At 53.5% G+C, this 17,223-nt stretch carries 15 protein-coding genes; 9 read left to right on the top strand and 6 right to left on the bottom strand.

The features are described 5' to 3' along the window. Positions 1-83 precede the first annotated feature (83 nt). Complete coding sequence (locus HVX64_RS13825; protein WP_181825036.1) at positions 84-1,349, bottom strand: dicarboxylate/amino acid:cation symporter; 1,266 nt, start codon at positions 1,347-1,349, stop codon at positions 84-86. A 332-nt stretch (positions 1,350-1,681) separates the two neighbouring features. Here HVX64_RS13825 and tar point away from each other — a divergent pair, with 332 nt between their 5' ends. The 6 genes from tar to cheZ are packed head-to-tail and all read left to right on the top strand — an operon-like array spanning position 1,682 to position 7,983. Continuing rightward, positions 1,682-3,343 carry a methyl-accepting chemotaxis protein II gene (gene tar, locus HVX64_RS13820; RefSeq protein WP_044257617.1) on the top strand — a complete coding sequence of 554 codons (1,662 nt, stop codon included), beginning with the start codon at positions 1,682-1,684 and terminating at the stop codon, positions 3,341-3,343. A gap of 44 nt (positions 3,344-3,387) precedes the next feature. Further along, positions 3,388-4,989, top strand: coding sequence for a methyl-accepting chemotaxis protein IV (gene tap / locus HVX64_RS13815; protein ID WP_044257618.1), 1,602 nt, complete (start codon positions 3,388-3,390; stop codon positions 4,987-4,989). A gap of 19 nt (positions 4,990-5,008) precedes the next feature. Continuing rightward, entirely contained in the window at positions 5,009-5,875 is an 867-nt protein-coding gene (cheR, locus tag HVX64_RS13810; RefSeq protein ID WP_043000336.1) for a protein-glutamate O-methyltransferase CheR, read from the top strand. Further along, positions 5,872-6,921, top strand: coding sequence for a chemotaxis response regulator protein-glutamate methylesterase (locus HVX64_RS13805; RefSeq protein WP_043000337.1), 1,050 nt, complete (start codon positions 5,872-5,874; stop codon positions 6,919-6,921). Before cheR ends, HVX64_RS13805 begins: the two co-directional genes overlap by 4 nt. Positions 6,922-6,938: 17 nt before the next feature. Further along, positions 6,939-7,328 (top strand): chemotaxis response regulator CheY, encoded by a 390-nt coding sequence (gene cheY, locus HVX64_RS13800; RefSeq protein WP_043000338.1) that lies wholly within the window; start codon positions 6,939-6,941, stop codon positions 7,326-7,328. Positions 7,329-7,338: 10 nt separating this feature from the next. Then, positions 7,339-7,983: a protein phosphatase CheZ gene (cheZ, locus tag HVX64_RS13795; protein WP_043000339.1), complete on the top strand. Its 645-nt coding sequence runs from the start codon at positions 7,339-7,341 to the stop codon at positions 7,981-7,983. A 39-nt stretch (positions 7,984-8,022) separates the two neighbouring features. Here cheZ and HVX64_RS13790 read toward each other — a convergent pair whose 3' ends face one another. From HVX64_RS13790 to HVX64_RS13775, 5 genes are all read right to left on the bottom strand, one after another. Continuing rightward, complete coding sequence (locus tag HVX64_RS13790; RefSeq protein WP_044257619.1) at positions 8,023-9,204, bottom strand: fimbrial protein; 1,182 nt, start codon at positions 9,202-9,204, stop codon at positions 8,023-8,025. Next, positions 9,194-11,743: a fimbria/pilus outer membrane usher protein gene (locus HVX64_RS13785; protein WP_181825035.1), complete on the bottom strand. Its 2,550-nt coding sequence runs from the start codon at positions 11,741-11,743 to the stop codon at positions 9,194-9,196. The genes HVX64_RS13790 and HVX64_RS13785 overlap by 11 nt, the downstream gene beginning before the upstream one ends. A 9-nt stretch (positions 11,744-11,752) precedes the next feature. Beyond that, positions 11,753-12,235 (bottom strand): molecular chaperone, encoded by a 483-nt coding sequence (locus tag HVX64_RS24240; RefSeq protein ID WP_346010915.1) that lies wholly within the window; start codon positions 12,233-12,235, stop codon positions 11,753-11,755. Further along, complete coding sequence (locus HVX64_RS24290) at positions 12,165-12,446, bottom strand: fimbria/pilus periplasmic chaperone (RefSeq protein ID WP_346010914.1); 282 nt, start codon at positions 12,444-12,446, stop codon at positions 12,165-12,167. Before HVX64_RS24290 ends, HVX64_RS24240 begins: the two co-directional genes overlap by 71 nt. Before the next feature lie 91 nt (positions 12,447-12,537). Beyond that, positions 12,538-13,083, bottom strand: a complete 546-nt coding sequence (locus tag HVX64_RS13775; protein ID WP_228530439.1) for a fimbrial protein — start codon at positions 13,081-13,083, stop codon at positions 12,538-12,540. 466 nt (positions 13,084-13,549) lie between these two features. Here HVX64_RS13775 and flhB point away from each other — a divergent pair, with 466 nt between their 5' ends. From flhB to flhe, 3 genes are read left to right on the top strand one after another with little or no spacing between them, the layout of a single operon-like run. Further along, positions 13,550-14,704 (top strand): flagellar biosynthesis protein FlhB, encoded by a 1,155-nt coding sequence (gene flhB, locus HVX64_RS13770; protein ID WP_043000344.1) that lies wholly within the window; start codon positions 13,550-13,552, stop codon positions 14,702-14,704. Continuing rightward, positions 14,697-16,775 carry a flagellar biosynthesis protein FlhA gene (gene flhA, locus HVX64_RS13765; protein WP_043000345.1) on the top strand — a complete coding sequence of 693 codons (2,079 nt, stop codon included), beginning with the start codon at positions 14,697-14,699 and terminating at the stop codon, positions 16,773-16,775. Before flhB ends, flhA begins: the two co-directional genes overlap by 8 nt. Further along, a complete protein-coding gene (gene flhe / locus HVX64_RS13760; RefSeq protein WP_043000346.1) occupies positions 16,775-17,167 on the top strand; it encodes a flagellar protein FlhE in 393 nt (130 codons plus the stop codon). Before flhA ends, flhe begins: the two co-directional genes overlap by 1 nt. Positions 17,168-17,223 lie beyond the last annotated feature (56 nt).

Below are 17,223 nucleotides of genomic sequence, written 5' to 3'. Positions count from 1 at the left end.
ATCAGATGACGGCGTAAACGCCTTATCCGGCCTACCACCTCAAGGTAGGCCGGATAAGCGAAGCGCTATCTGACAGTCAACCGTTATGCTCCGACCTGCTGTGACACCGCCTCCTCACTCTCTTCCAGTAAACCTTCGTTTTGTGCCAGCATCGCCGTCGCAATACCGTTACCTAACACGTTAATGGCGGAACGGCCCATGTCGAGAAAATGGTCGATACCCATCAGAAGCAAAATGCCGGCGACCGGAATGTTAAAGCTCGGAATCGTTGCCGCCAGCACCACTAACGCGGAACGCGGAACGCCGGCAATACCTTTTGACGCCAGCATCAGCGTGAGCATCAGGACGCTAATCTCAGCAAACGACAGATGAATGTTGTAGGCCTGCGCGATAAACATCGACGCAAAAGAGCAGTAAACCATTGAACCGACCAGGTTGAACGAGTAACCAATGGGCAGCACGAAAGAGGCGATGTTGCGCGAGCAGCCAAATGTCGTCAGTTGCTCCAGCGTTTTCGGATAGGCCGCTTCAGAACTGCTTGTGGTAAAGGCCACCAGAACCGGATCCTTGAGCATACCAAGCAGGCGAAACACCTCTTTTTTCAGTACCAGATATCCCACTGCCAGCAACACCAGACAGGTCATCAGAATTGCCACGTAATAACCGCCAATGAACGAGGCGTAGTTGAGTAAAATGCCCAATCCTTCGGTGGCGATCACCGAGGAGATGGCGGCAAAAATGGCCAGCGGGGCGACGTACATCACGTAGCCGGTCACTTTCAACATAATGTGGGAAACCACGTCCAGCGCCGCCACCAGCGGGGTATTGAATTTTTCGCCCAACGACGCGCCGCCGATCCCGAAGAACATCGAGAACACCACAATCTGCAAAATTTCGTTATTGGCCATCGCACCGGCAATGCTGGTAGGAATGGTATGTGACAGGAAACCTTTCAGGCTCATCCCGCCGACGGCGAGACCGGTATCCACGGCTTCTTTCGGGATAGCCAGATTGAGTCCGCTGCCGGGTCGTTCCAGGGTGACAATAAAAAGGCCCACCAGAATGGAAAGAATAGAAGAGCTGATGAACCAGATCATCGCTTTGCCGCCCACACGTCCGATGGTGGACGTCTCGCCAAGACGCATAATGCCCACAGTCAGAGTGCTGAACACCAGGGGGGCGATAACCATCTTAATCAAACGTAAGAAGATGTCGGTGAGGAGGGTGATGTTATCCGACCAGGCGGCAATGACGCTTTCGGATGTATACGAGTGAATAACCGCACCTGACACAATACCTGCCAGCATGAAAATCACGATGAATATCGTGAGTTTATTTGCATTTGCCACTAAAAATCCCTCGGGCTGAATTTAACAATTTTTTATCAGCGATACATATGTTTTATGTATTTAATTACGCCGAATCATTTCCTACCTAACCTGGAGTAATTCGTCGTGGGTTACAACTTTTTTTTATTATTTGCTTATTTTGTTGTATTCATGACCGCGTACTTTTTAGCACGGGATAGCATAAACGTCTGTGACTGCCAGCCACGCGTCTGCCATCTCAGTGACTGGGTGGAGTGGATATCGCCTTCTGACCTGGATTTCCCTTTCGCAAACGTAAAGTTCTTATCAAGGGTGCCGATAACGTTGTTAACTCGTTTTCAGGAAGGTGCCTTATGTTTAACCGTATCCGCGTTGTCACAATGCTGATGATGGTGCTGGGGGTTTTCGCACTGCTACAGCTTGTCTCTGGTGGTTTGCTGTTTTCGTCTTTACAGCAGAATCAAAAAAGTTTTGTTATTTCCAACGATCTACGCCAACAGCAGAGTGAACTGACCTCGACATGGGATCTGATGCTGCAAACACGTATCAACCTCAGCCGTTCCTCTGCACGCATGATGATGGACGCCAACAATCAGCAGAGTAGCGCAAAAAACGATCTGCTGAAGAGCGCGAAAAATTCCCTCGCTCAGGCGGCAGAGCACTACGCCAGATTTAAAGCTATCGATCCGCTGCCAGAGATGGTGGAGGTCAGCAACAATGTGGACGAAAAATACCAGAACTATTTTGCCGGTTTAACCGAACTGGTGCAGTTCCTGGAAAGCGGCAACATGGATGCCTTTTTCGCGCAACCGACGCAGGGAATGCAAAACGGGCTCGGCGACGCGAAGAGCAAGTACGCCAGCGTCAGCGAAAAACTCTATCGCCAGGCGTTTGATGAAAGCGCGCGCGACTACCAGTTTGCGCAGTGGCAACTCGCCATTCTGGCGGTGGTGCTGGTGCTGATCCTGGTGGTGGTGTGGTACGGCATTCGTCACACCCTGCTCAACCCGCTTGCCAGCGTCATCGCTCATATTCGTGAAATCGCCGGCGGTAACCTGACCAACACGCTGACCGTTGCCGGACGTAATGAAATTGGCGAACTGGCTGGTAGCGTCGATCACATGCAGCGCTCGCTGGTAGACACCGTCACCCAGGTGCGCGAAGGCTCCGATGCCATCTACGCCGGTACCACGGAAATCGCCACCGGCAACACCGATCTTTCATCGCGGACCGAACAACAGGCGTCGGCGCTGGAAGAGACGGCGGCCAGCATGGAAGAGTTAACCGCGACGGTGAAACAGAACGCCGACAATGCCCGACAAGCGTCGCAACTGGCGCAGAGCGCCTCGGAAACCGCGCAGCACGGCGGCAAAGTGGTGGATAACGTCGTTAAAACGATGCATGAAATTGCCGGTAGCTCGAAGAAAATTGCCGACATTATCAGCGTTATCGACGGTATTGCCTTCCAGACCAATATCCTGGCGCTGAACGCCGCGGTGGAAGCCGCGCGAGCAGGTGAGCAGGGGCGTGGCTTTGCGGTGGTCGCCGGTGAGGTACGTAATCTGGCCAGTCGCAGTGCGCAGGCGGCAAAAGAGATCAAAGCGCTGATTGAAGATTCCGTTTCGCGCGTGGATACCGGCTCCGTGCTGGTCGAAAGCGCGGGCGAGACCATGAACGATATCGTCAATGCGGTGACCCGCGTGACCGACATTATGGGCGAAATTGCCTCTGCTTCTGATGAACAAAGCCGTGGCATCGATCAAGTGGCGCAGGCGGTTTCTGAAATGGACCGCGTGACGCAGCAAAACGCCTCGCTGGTCCAGGAATCCGCAGCCGCTGCGGCCGCGCTGGAAGAACAGGCCAGCCGACTGACGATGGCGGTCTCCGCATTTCGTCTTGCCGCGCGTCCTTATGCGGTAAAAACCAAAGAAGAACGGACTTCTGCAGACGCGCCCCGCAGCGCGCAGAAGCCCTCGTTAAGCATGGAGCACGATACTAACTGGGAAACATTTTGACCGAAATTTAACACTGCGGCCGTTGCCGCCTGATGGGAGCGTTGATGTTTAATCGTATTCGAATCTCGACCACGCTGTTTTTGATTTTGATCCTCTGCGGTGTATTGCAGATTGGCAGTAATGGCTTGTCTTTCTGGGCATTTCGGGACGGTTTTCAGAGCCTGAATCAGGTCGAGCAGAGTAATCAGCAACGCGCGGCGCTGGCACAAACGCGTGCCGTTTTATTACAGGCGAGTACCGCCCTCAACAAGGCCGGGACATTAACGGCGCTGAGCTATCCGCCCGATGACATCAAAAGCCTGATGGTTATCGCGCGCGAAAGCCTGGCGCAGTCCGCCACGCTGTTCAATGGCTTCAAGGCTATCGAGGCGAATACGGAATCGGGCAAAGCGCTGCAGGACGCAACGGAGAAAAGCTTCACCCAGTGGCACAGCGATCTGGAGCATCAGGCCACCTGGCTTGAAAACAACCAGTTGTCAGACTTTCTGACCGCGCCAGTGCAGGCGTCACAGGATGCCTTTGATGTGAACTTTAACGCCTGGCAGCAGAACATTAACCATGTGCTGCTGGTGGCGGGGCAACAGAGCAAAAACAACTATCACATGTCGGCAGCGATCTTTATCAGCATGGTCATTATTGCCGCGCTGTTAACCACCGGAGCGCTGTACTGGTCGCGCAAAATGATCGTCCAGCCGCTGGCGATTATCGGCAGTCATTTTGACAGCATTGCCGAGGGCAACCTGGCGCGGCCGATTGCGGTTTACGGGCGTAATGAGATTTCGGCGATCTTTGCCAGCCTGAAAGCGATGCAACAGGCGCTGCGGGAAACCGTCAGCGACGTGCGTCAGGGCAGTCTGGCGATGCACACCGGGATTTCTGAAATCGCGATGGGTAATAACGATCTCTCCTCACGCACCGAGCAGCAGGCGGCGTCATTGGCGCAGACGGCGGCCAGCATGGAGCAGTTAACGGCTACCGTCGGTCAAAACGCCGACAATGCGCGCCAGGCTTCCGGGCTGGCAAAAAGCGCCGCCGATACGGCGAAAACCGGCGGCGAACAGACCACCAAAGTCGCCAGTACGATGCAGGCGATTGCCGCCAGTTCGCAAAAGATTGGCGACATTATCGGGGTGATAGACGGTATCGCCTTCCAGACCAATATTCTGGCGCTCAACGCGGCGGTCGAAGCGGCGCGTGCTGGTGAGCAGGGGCGTGGATTTGCTGTGGTTGCCGGAGAAGTACGAAACCTGGCGAGCCGCAGCGCCCAGGCAGCAAAAGAGATTAAAGGGTTAATTGAAGAGTCGGTGAACCGCGTCCACCAGGGATCGCAACTCGTCGATACGGCTGCCCGCACCATGACGGAAATCGTCAGCTCGGTCACCCGAGTCAACGACATCATGGGCGAGATTGCCTCGGCGTCAGACGAACAACGCAGAGGAATAGAGCAGGTGGCACAGGCCGTCACCCAGATGGATCAGGTGACACAACAGAACGCCGCGCTGGTGGAAGAAGCCGCCGCCGCGACCGGGCAACTCGCGCATCAGGCCGACACGCTGTCAGCCCGTGTAGCAGTATTCAAACTTGAAGAGCATGTGGTAACACACCAAGAATCGGCACCGCCGCAGGCTGTGCCCGTTGTATCCTGAATGTGATTGAGAAGGCGCTATGACATCATCTCTGCCCAACGGGCAAACGTCATTATTGTTACAGATGACCCAGCGCCTTGCGCTGTCCGACGCGCACTTTCGTCGGATATGTCAATTAATCTACCAGCGTGCGGGGATCGTGCTGGCGGACCACAAGCGGGACATGGTTTACAACCGCCTGGTCCGTCGTCTGCGTACGCTGGGAATGGATGATTTTGGTCACTATCTCAGCGTGCTGGAAGCGAATCAAAGCAGCGCAGAGTGGCAGGCTTTTATCAACTCGTTGACCACTAACCTGACCGCTTTTTTCCGCGAAGGGCACCATTTCCCGGTATTGGCGGAAAGCGCGCGTCGTCACAGCGGCGAATACCGGGTCTGGAGCGCCGCGGCATCGACCGGTGAAGAGCCGTACAGTATCGCCATTACGTTGGCCGATACGCTGGGCATGGCGCCAGGGCGCTGGAAGGTGTTCGCCAGCGATATTGATACCGAAGTGCTGGAAAAGGCCCGTAGCGGGATCTATCGCCTGGACGAACTGAAGACCCTGTCGCCGCAGCAGCTCCAGCGTTATTTCATGCGCGGAACCGGTCCTCATGATGGGCTGGTGCGTGTACGTCAGGAACTGGCAAGCCACGTCGAGTTTTCCGTGATTAACCTGCTCGATAAGCAGTACAACGTGCCGGGACCGTTCGACGCCATTTTCTGCCGCAATGTGATGATCTATTTCGATAAAACGACGCAGCAGGACATTCTGCGCCGTTTTGTCCCTCTTCTTAAGCCTGATGGTCTGCTGTTTGCCGGGCATTCAGAGAACTTTAGTAACCTCGTGCGCGACTTTAGCCTGCGCGGTCAAACGGTTTATGCGCTAAGTAAGGGTAAAGCATGAGTAAAATCAGGGTGTTGTCGGTCGATGATTCTGCATTGATGCGCCAAATCATGACCGAAATTATTAACAGCTATAGCGACATGGAGATGGTGGCAACCGCACCCGATCCGCTCGTCGCCCGGGATTTGATCAAGAAATATAACCCTGACGTGCTGACGCTGGACGTCGAAATGCCGCGGATGGACGGCCTCGATTTTCTTGAAAAGCTGATGCGACTGCGTCCGATGCCGGTGGTGATGGTGTCGTCGCTGACGGGGAAAGGCTCGGAAGTGACGCTGCGGGCGCTGGAACTGGGGGCGATCGATTTTGTCACCAAGCCGCAGTTGGGGATCCGCGAAGGGATGCTGGCCTACAGCGAGATGATTGCGGAGAAAGTGCGCACGGCGTCACGCGCACGTCTGACAGCCCATAAACCGCTTGCGGCGCCGGTCACCTTAAAGGCGGGACCGCTGCTCAGTTCGGAAAAACTGATTGCGATTGGCGCCTCGACGGGGGGCACCGAGGCAATTCGCCATGTGCTGCAACCGCTGCCACTCTCCAGTCCGGCGGTCATTATTACGCAGCATATGCCGCCCGGTTTTACCCGCTCGTTTGCTGAACGTCTGAACAAGCTGTGTCAGATAACCGTGAAAGAGGCGGAGGACGGCGAGCGTGTTCTGCCGGGTCATGCCTACATTGCGCCGGGCGATAAACACATGGAACTGGCACGCAGCGGGGCAAACTATCAAATCAAAATTCATGACGGTCCGCCGGTTAACCGGCACCGGCCGTCGGTGGATGTGCTGTTTCATTCGGTAGCGATTCATGCGGGGCGCAATGCTGTCGGGGTGATCCTGACGGGAATGGGCAACGACGGTGCCGCCGGAATGTTAGCGATGCACCAGGCGGGCGCCTGGACGATTGCGCAAAATGAAGCAAGTTGTGTGGTGTTCGGCATGCCGCGCGAAGCCATCAATATGGGTGGCGTCAGCGAAGTGGTCGATCTTAGTCAGGTTAGCCAGCAGATGCTGGCGAAAATCAGTGCCGGACAGGCAATACGTATTTGAATCAGGAGTAATTTTTTATGGCGGATAAAGAGCTTAAGTTTTTGGTTGTGGATGACTTTTCCACCATGCGTCGCATCGTGCGTAACCTGCTTAAGGAGTTGGGATTTAACAACGTGGAAGAAGCCGAAGATGGCGCGGATGCGTTGAATAAACTGCAGGCAGGTGGGTTTGGTTTTGTCATTTCCGACTGGAACATGCCGAACATCGACGGTCTCGAGTTGCTGAAAACCATTCGCGCGGACAGCGGAATGTCCTCACTGCCGGTGCTGATGGTCACGGCAGAAGCGAAGAAAGAGAACATCATTGCCGCGGCGCAGGCCGGGGCCAGCGGCTACGTAGTGAAACCGTTCACGGCGGCGACGCTGGAAGAAAAACTCAATAAAATCTTTGAGAAACTGGGCATGTAAGGGGCTGACCATGATGCAACCACAGATTAAACCCGTAGATGAACATTCTGCCGGGGATATCATTGCCCGCATTGGTAGCCTGACCCGTATGCTGCGTGACAGTCTGCGCGAACTGGGACTGGACCAGGCGATTGCCGAAGCGGCAGAAGCCATTCCTGATGCCCGTGACCGTCTGGACTATGTAGTACAGATGACCGCGCAGGCGGCTGAGCGCGCCCTGAACAGCGTTGAGGCTTCTCAGCCGCATCAGGACGAGATGGAGAAAGGGGCGAAGGCGCTGAGCAAGCGTTGGGACGAGTGGTTTGAAAACCCGATTGAGCTCTCTGACGCCCGCGAGCTGGTGACAGACACTCGAAAATACCTCGGCGATGTGCCCGGGCATACCAGTTTCACCAACGCACAGTTGCTTGACATCATGATGGCGCAGGACTTCCAGGATCTGACCGGTCAGGTGATTAAACGCATGATGGATGTGATTCAGGAGATTGAACGTCAGCTGCTGATGGTACTACTGGAAAATATTCCAGAGCAGAGTTCTCGACCCAAACGCGAAAGTGAAAGCCTGCTGAATGGTCCGCAGGTCGATGCGACCAAAGCGGGCGTTGTCGCCAGCCAGGACCAGGTGGACGACCTGCTCGACAGCTTAGGTTTTTGAGAAACAGTAGCACCCAGCGAAAGCTGGGTGATCACACGGTTAGCGGAGATCCATCTTCACGGTAACGTTGCCTTCAAATTGACCCGGCTCTGGTTTAGTCGACGTGGTGCTAACTGGGGCCGCTTTCATTATTATTATGCCGTTGCCCTGCTCGTCCATCGTGACCGGTAAGTCGACTGAACCGTCCAGCACAACGTTTCCGTTATTCTGATCAAACATTCGTACGCCGACATCATCCCGGCCCTGCATTTTGGCAATCAGGCTGTTGCTGCCCGGAGCGACACCCTGATCGGCGCTGAGTGTCAGTTTAATTTTCCCGCTGTTAGCTGCTGCGGGATCGTCGCAATGGTAAGAGATATCGACGTCCCTGAGCGTATAACTTGTCGGGGGCTCACCGGGTGAAAAGAACTGTGAAGTAACAATATTGCCCAGTTCAACTTCTATGGTGCTGCCAGCGTTAATCGTACAACTGAGCGGGACGCTGAGCTTACCTGACAGCCTTAAATTAGACACAAGCTGCATGTCGGTGCTGGCACAATAGTTTCCGGTCGAAAGGCAGGAGTAGCTTTGCGCAATAACGGTTTCAGGGATGATTTCTTCACCCAAAATGGCTTGCTTAACATAAAGGGTGAGCACAGCGACATTCCACTTAAACTCCCGTTTTATACTGCTGCCGCCGGAAGGACGCGTTGAATCGCTGCAAACATCTTTGGTCCCTTCACTCGGTTTTATCGTTTCTGAACTCCTTTTCATGCTAGTGAACGGCGTTGGGTAGCTATCAATATTGATTGGCGTTAAGCCAGTTCCATCGGGTGAGTTTATGGCATCGGTGTAGCCCGTGACATCGACATCGAAATGTTCGGTCAGATAGCCATATCCCACTGTACCTGCGGGTAACGGACTTCCCGCTGCGGTGATTTCATATACGTAAGTGCCTGAGGATGTGTTCATCCCCTTCGGGCAGGCGCAGTTGGCAACCACGGATGGCCCTTGTGCAACCAGATGATAATCAGCATCATTGCCGATAACTTGTCCTGCTTGATTATTTTCAGCAGGGATCTCCACGTTGACAGTCGCGCTGTAGTCCACCGGAGGTGGAAAACAGTTGGTTAATACGACTGTGGCCGCCTGAGTGCTGGTCATAAAAGCCAGGAGTGTCACCATCAGAGCGTGTTTAAATACCAGACGGCGAATAAGGCAGGCCTTTTTTTTATTCTGCATGGTTTGTCTCCGGCTTGCAGAGCGCACTGACCTGGCGAATACCACCGGGAGCAGTGTCAGAAGAGGGGGGGAGTGTAACCTCAGCATGGCAGATCTGTTCTGCTGAGCTGCCCCATTTCACGGTCAGGGGGATAGTTTCGCCGACGCCGGCGAGATAGAGCACGCCGCGATCGTCGACGATGCCGCTGAGGGAGAGGTTGTCCACACTGGCGACTGCGCCAAAGGGAATGGCGCGTCCATCAGGACGGCTGAGCGAAACCAGAACCCGGTAGCCGATATGCGCCGCAAATTGTGTGCTAACGGCGGCGTTGCGACTTGGCACCACTGTCATCGCTGTGGCATCCGTATCCACATCAGACGGCAAACTGGTCGTATCGACGCGGATAACGTTTTCCTGATAGGGCGTCAGTGAAGGGATGACGGCGTTGCCAAAAAGGTCGGTTTGAATGCCGCGCTGATTGACAAAACGCACGCCAGACGCACCTTTGGCGCTGACTATGGCGAATTGATCGCCTAAGGGCTGAGAAAGTGTGATACCAGCCGGATGAGCGACAATGCCACCGCTGAGTCCGTAGCTCAGTTGCTGAGAGCTATCGGATGCATAAGCGTATCCGGCGTTGAGGTTGGCATAGGGTGAACGATAGCTGCTGTAGATGCTACTGCTGTCTTCTCCGTTGTAGTTAGTCCGACTCTGCTGAAAAGAATAACTGAGGCGATCGTCATCCAGTAACGTGCCATTAAGCCCGACGTTATGCGTGGTGCTCCCTTGCTTGCTGGTGCTGAGATTATAGCTGGCCCAACTTTTAGGCAGCCATTGAGAAAGCGGCAGGTTAAAACTCAGAGATAGCATCTGATCGCCGGGCTGATCGCTGGTTTTGCTATAGGTATAAGCCAGATTGAGGCTGACACCGCCGATCATCCGATTGATGCCTGAGGTGATGCTTCGCTCTTTATTGCGGGTCTTCCAGTAATCCTGTTGATAACCAGAGATGTAAACATTACTGTCCAGCAGGCTCTGGGCAAGGTTAATCTGAATCCTGCTACGTTTGTTGTAGTGGTAAGACCAGTTGATATCACTTGCATCATATTTTTGGTTTGCATCGGCGAACGTGTAATAACCGCTGGTCGAATAACGATAGTTCGCCAGAGTTAGGTTGGTGTCTGTTGATTCAAACTGTTTGGAATACAACAAACGCCAGGACTGTCCGTTATGCTGCTCGTTGTTATCCAGATTCGCGCGGGCCAGGGCCACATCGGTTGAAATAGCACCGAACTCACCCATCATCATGCCTGTACCGAGATCGCACGCCTGGTAATCCGACGAAGTGGTCACGCCACCAAACAATGTCAGAAAGTTATTCAGACCATAAATGGCGCTACCCTGAGCAAAAATGGGGGTATGGCTTGCATGTGCATCGTCTGCGCGAAAACGGGCGAGGGTGACTTCGTAGCGAATACTCCCCGGACGCTGCATGATAGCGACGCTTGAATAGGGTTGGGTGAAATGATGCTCGGTTCCATCGGCTTCCTTAACGGTAACTTCGAGATCGCCGCTATTGCTGGTGGAGTAGAGATCAGTAATTTCAAACGCACCCGGTGCGACGTTGGCCTGGTAGATGATATATCCATTTTGCCGCACCGAGACTTCGGCGTTAGAACTTGCGATACCACGAATAATTGGGGCAAATCCACGCTGGTTAAAGGGTAGCATTTGATCGTCAGAAGCTATGTTGATGCCGCGGTATTGGATTCTGTCAAAGATTTCCCCACGGGTACTGTTTTCGCCAGCGACAAACTGGGCTTTTAAAGAACGAATGTCGTGTTGCAGCCAGGTATTGATGGTTTGCCACGTTTGCGTCTCATCGGAACGATTCCACGTTGAATAGTTGCGTAGTCGCCAGCCGCCGAGATTGGCGCCGCTTTGCAGGTTAAGATATTGACTGGAATAGCGGGACGACTCGCCCCCGGTACGCTCTGAGCCAGAGAACGCATAGTTGGTGAAAAGTACCGGCACACCGTCGTTCCACATTAATTCTGCGGCCATATCACCATAGTGTTCATCAATAGCTGCTTGCGGCATACTGATGAACAATGTCATCGTGTTAAATTCAAACTTAACGGCAGCAAAGGGAATATAGTCCCCTAGAGGTTTCTCAAGTGGCTCATCGACTGGCAATTTCGCCAGTTCAGCATAGGCATCGACGCGAATACCCCATTGCCGCAACTGCGTTGGCGTTAAGCTCGGTTGTAGCGCTCCTGATTTATCATTGATAAAGGCAATCAATTTATCGTCGATGTAGCGCTTATTCATGAATACTTTGGTTCGATACGTGCCAGCTAACTGGCCATTTGCTTTGGAAAAGAGAGAGAGATCGATATCCTGTTGTGATAGCTCATCCCCCTCTAGAGCTGAAGGAGAAAAATAATACTCCCGTGCAGACACATGACTTACTGCAACGAGGAGCAAACCACTCAATCCTTTGATGAGAGTGGGGAAACGAAGCAAAGGAGGGGACAGGTGTAGTCCTTTAGCAGCCATTGCTTACCACTATTTCTGCGTTAAACTGGCGGTAAATTCAGCGGTTGCATTGCCATAATCGGTAATGCAACGCCAGGCTACCTTCGAACCCACAGTGGCGTTAGCAAGGGGAAATGTGTTGCTGGCTTTAGGGGCCACCATTTCGACGGCTGTCACTGACTTGCCATTAACCCGTAGGGTATCGAAAACGCTGTAATATTCCCCGCTATTAGTAATAGAGATCTGCCCATTGCGCTGGCTGAATTGAAGATGCTTACAGGCTTCTACAGGAGCGTCTTTTAATCCCACCGGACGCCAGAACAGTTTTAGCCTGGTTTTGTAAATAAGGCGTAAGACGTTTTTTGTCGAATCATCAGTGGCGGTGGCCGGGATGGTGCGAACGTTCATATAAAACAGGGATTCACGATCGGTGGGTAGCGCTTTACCCGACCAGGTAATACGTAAGTTCTGCTCTTTTTGCGGATCGAGCCGGAACAATGGGGGGGGTGACAATAAACGGACCCCGTGTTTTTCCATCGCCAGTGTCTGTCCATGATTGAATAAGCCAAGGGAGCTCTTTTTCTGTATTGGTCAGCGTCAATGCAGCTTCTTTCTTGCTTGCATCATAGATAATACGTGTGCGTCCCACCTGGATACCTGCCGCATGGCTGAAAGCGGTAAATGCATAAGTCGTGATAAAAAAGATGAGCAAAGGAGTACGCATATAATTCCTTTTAATGCACGCACATGTTAGAAACTATCCTGGACGTGTTATTAAGCTTATCATTAATAACACGCGAGGAAATGTTTTAGCTTCACCTATAAAGAATATTAATTGTTAAATCGGCATCGGCCGCACCTGCGGTTATTGTTGAAGAGACAGATTTATAACGGGCCTGCAGAGTGGTTGAAATAGTGTCTGATGCAACGGCTGGCAATGGGATAAAGACTTGCCCGTCCGACTTATCAAGTTTGATCAGAGTATCTGTATGCCCTTCTTCGCTGAGCACGATACCTATGCCACCTGCCCCGGAGACGGCCAGTTTATCCGTTGTGCTCGCAACCGTTGTACCATTAAAGGTGAGCTGAACATTTGATAATCCATCACTTGCCATCGGGCAGCTGCTAAGCGAAATAATCACCGGAACCAGGTCGGTTTCAACGCCTACAGATGTAAAGTAAGATGTCGGATAAGTACCCAGCGGCACGTTATAAGTGGTACCACTGTCGCCGACAATCACACAGCTCGGCGTAATGATTTCCCCTGTAAAGTGGATTGTCCCTGCATTATCTTCTGGCGCCGCAACAGCGGTTGAAGTTGACAGCGCCAAAATCAGGCAAACAAAAATGTTCCTTTTCACTGTCTTATTCCCCATGTAAATAAAATTGGCGTATCAATTGAAAAAAAGTATATCTTTGAGATATAACCCTTAAGGGTATAGTGCAGTATACACAGAAATTCGTTATTCGAAAGTCCGTTTTTTAATTCTTGAAGTGAAATAATTAAGCTCGGGAAGGAAATATTGTTGTTTATACATGGTCCGCATGAATATAAGTTGATTTATATTTATTGATAATGGTGCTATGTTTTAACGATAAAAAAGTTGTAATGATAAATTTATATTAAAAATATAATGTTTAATTATTAATGATTGTAATTAAATGTTAATATCATCTTGCAGTAAAGCCATAACCAGACATTGAAGATTTCGCGCTTAAAGGTTATCAACGGTTTAAAAAGACCAGTTTACAGGGTCTTTTTAAGCCATTGCCCGGATGAAGATACTGTCATCATAACGCAAAGACAATCTGGGTTGAGCGCGTTCCTTGGCAGACGAAAACGACAACGACGACAAAACAGAAGCCCCCACACCCCACCGACTTGAGAAAGCGCGGGAAGAGGGGCAGATCCCCCGTTCCAGAGAACTGACCTCACTGCTGATTTTGCTGGTGGGCGTCTGCATTATCTGGATTGGCGGTGAGTCGTTGGCCAGACGGTTATCGGGCATGTTGTCGGCAGGACTGCGTTTTGACCACAGCATGGTCAATGATCCTAATCTGATCCTCGGGCAAATTATTCTGCTGATTAAAGAAGCGATGATCGCGCTGCTGCCGCTGATTACCGGCGTGGTGCTGGTGGCGCTGATCTCGCCGGTTCTGCTTGGCGGTCTGGTCTTCAGCGGTAAATCACTGCAACCCAAATTTTCCAAGCTCAATCCGCTGCCAGGCATCAAACGCATGTTTTCCGCGCAGACCGGGGCGGAATTGTTGAAAGCCATTCTGAAATCCACACTGGTGGGCAGCGTGACGGCGATGTATCTGTGGCATAACTGGCCGGAGATGATGCGCCTGATGGCGGAGTCACCGCGCGCGGCGATGGGCAATGCGCTGGATCTCGTTGGGCTGTGTGCGCTGCTGGTGGTGCTGGGGGTGATCCCGATGGTCGGATTCGACGTGATTTTCCAGATCATGAGCCATTTGAAAAAATTACGCATGTCACGCCAGGATATCCGTGACGAATTTAAACAGAATGAAGGCGACCCTCATGTGAAGGGGCGTATCCGGCAGATGCAGCGCCAGGCGGCGAGTCGACGCATGATGAGTGATGTCCCTAATGCCGATGTCATCGTCACCAACCCGACTCACTATTCGGTGGCGCTGCAATACGACGAAAATAAGATGAGCGCGCCGAAAGTCGTGGCGAAAGGGGCCGGACTTGTGGCCCTGCGCATTCGCGAGATCGGTGCCGAGAACAAAATTCCCACCCTTGAAGCGCCGCCGCTGGCGCGTGCGCTTTATCGCCATGCTGAGATTGGTCAGCAGATCCCCGGACAACTGTACGCCGCCGTCGCGGAAGTGCTGGCCTGGGTGTGGCAGCTTAAACGCTGGCGGCTCGCCGGTGGGGAACGTCCACCACAACCTGCAAATCTTCCAGTGCCTGAAGCCCTGGATTTTATGAACGAGAAGACTACCGATGGCTAATCTGGTTGCGATGCTGCGCCTGCCCAACAACATGAAAACCACGCAGTGGCAGATCCTTGCCGGGCCAATCCTCATTCTGCTGATCCTGTCGATGATGGTCCTGCCGTTGCCGGCGTTCATCCTTGACCTGCTGTTTACCTTTAACATCGCACTGTCGATTATGGTGCTGCTGGTGGCGATGTTCACCCAGCGCACGTTGGAGTTTGCCGCGTTTCCGACCATTCTGCTGTTCACTACGCTGCTGCGTCTGGCGCTGAACGTGGCTTCCACTCGTATTATTTTGATGGAAGGGCACACTGGCGCGGCGGCGGCGGGCAAGGTCGTTGAAGCGTTTGGTCACTTCCTGGTCGGCGGTAACTTTGCTATCGGCATCGTGGTGTTTGTTATTCTCGTCATCATCAACTTTATGGTTATCACCAAAGGTGCCGGGCGTATCGCTGAAGTGGGCGCGCGCTTCGTTCTTGACGGGATGCCGGGTAAACAGATGGCGATTGACGCCGACCTTAATGCCGGCCTTATCGGTGAAGATGAGGCGAAAAAGCGTCGTTCTGAAGTGACTCAGGAAGCCGACTTCTATGGCTCAATGGACGGTGCGAGTAAGTTCGTTCGTGGCGACGCCATCGCCGGTATTCTGATTATGGTGATTAACGTTGTGGGCGGTCTGCTGGTGGGGGTGCTGCAACATGGGATGAGCATGGGGCATGCTGCGGAAAGCTATACCCTGTTGACCATCGGTGATGGTCTGGTGGCGCAGATCCCCGCGCTGGTGATTTCAACCGCGGCGGGCGTCATCGTCACCCGCGTCAGTACCGATCAGGACGTCGGCGAGCAGATGGTCGGGCAACTGTTCAGTAATCCGAGCGTGATGTTGCTGAGCGCCGCGGTTCTGGGTCTGCTGGGCCTGGTGCCGGGCATGCCAAACCTGGTGTTCCTGATGTTTACCGCCGCGCTGCTGGGACTGGCCTGGTGGATCCGGGGGCGTGAGCAGAAGGCGCCTGTCGAGCCACAACCGACTAAAGTTGCGGAAAACAACTCAGTGGTGGAAGCCACCTGGAACGATGTGCAACTGGAAGACTCACTCGGCATGGAAGTGGGCTATCGCCTGATCCCGATGGTCGATTTTCAGCAGGACGGTGAACTGCTGGGGCGTATCCGCAGTATCCGTAAAAAGTTTGCCCAGGACATGGGCTTTCTGCCGCCAGTGGTGCACATCCGCGACAACATGGATCTGCAACCTGCGCATTACCGCATCCTGATGAAAGGGGTGGAGATTGGCAGCGGCGACGCCTATCCGGGACGCTGGCTGGCGATAAACCCAGGCACGGCGGCGGGGACATTACCCGGCGAACAGACAGTGGATCCGGCATTTGGACTGGACGCGATCTGGATCGAAAGCGCCTTAAAAGAGCAGGCGCAGATTCAGGGCTTTACCGTGGTGGAGGCCAGTACCGTAGTTGCCACCCATCTGAACCATCTGATTGGTCAGTATGCGGCTGAACTGTTCGGTCGCCAGGAGGCGCAGCAACTGCTGGATCGCGTGTCGCAGGAGATGCCGAAGCTGACCGAAGATTTAGTGCCGGGTGTGGTGACCCTGACCACGCTGCATAAAGTGTTGCAGAATCTGCTGGATGAAAAAGTGCCGATTCGCGATATGCGCACCATTCTGGAAACGCTGGCGGAACATGCGCCATTGCAGAGCGATCCGCATGAACTCACGGCGGTGGTTCGCGTGGCGCTGGGGCGCGCGATCACCCAGCAGTGGTTCCCGGGTAATCATGAAGTTAACGTGATTGGTCTCGACACCGCGCTCGAACGTCTGCTATTGCAGGCACTCCAGGGCGGTGGGGGACTGGAGCCGGGCCTCGCCGATCGACTATTGGCGCAAACTCAGGAGGCGCTGTCCCGCCAGGAAATGCTGGGTGCGCCGCCGGTGCTGCTGGTTAACCATGCGTTGCGTCCTCTGTTGTCGCGCTTCCTGCGCCGCAGCCTGCCGCAACTGGTGGTGCTGTCGAACATGGAGCTGTCCGATAACCGTAACATCCGCATGACGGCAACCATTGGAGGTAAATAATGCGCAAACTGCTTTGGCTGTTACTTTTCCCGCTGGTGGTACAGGCTGCCGGGGAAGGGGCGTGGCAGGCCAGTAGTATCGGCATAACCCTGAATCATCGCGGCGTGGCGGCCTCGTCGTCGCCGCTTTCATCCAGCCAGCCCGTCTCCGGTCTGATGACGCTGGTCGCCTGGCGATATGAACTGAATGGCCCGACGCCTGCCGGTTTACGCGTGCGCTTATGTTCACAATCACGCTGTGTAGAGATAGAAGGGCAGAGCGGCACCACGCAGGCATTTAACAACGTGCCTGCCGTTGAACCCCTGCGTTTCATCTGGGAAGTCCCCGGCGGTGGTCGCTTAATTCCCGCATTAAAAGTTCAGAGCAATCAGGTGATTGTGAACTATCGTTAACGGTTATTCTCCTCATCAGGCAGTACGCTAAACTGCTGCCTGACTCTCATTTTTGA

Source organism: Citrobacter sp. RHB20-C16 (assembly GCF_013890155.1).
GTDB lineage: Bacteria > Pseudomonadota > Gammaproteobacteria > Enterobacterales > Enterobacteriaceae > Citrobacter_A > Citrobacter_A amalonaticus.
The sequence above is the reverse complement of the archived record's forward strand: the minus strand, read 5'-3'. Positions and strand labels throughout refer to the sequence as shown.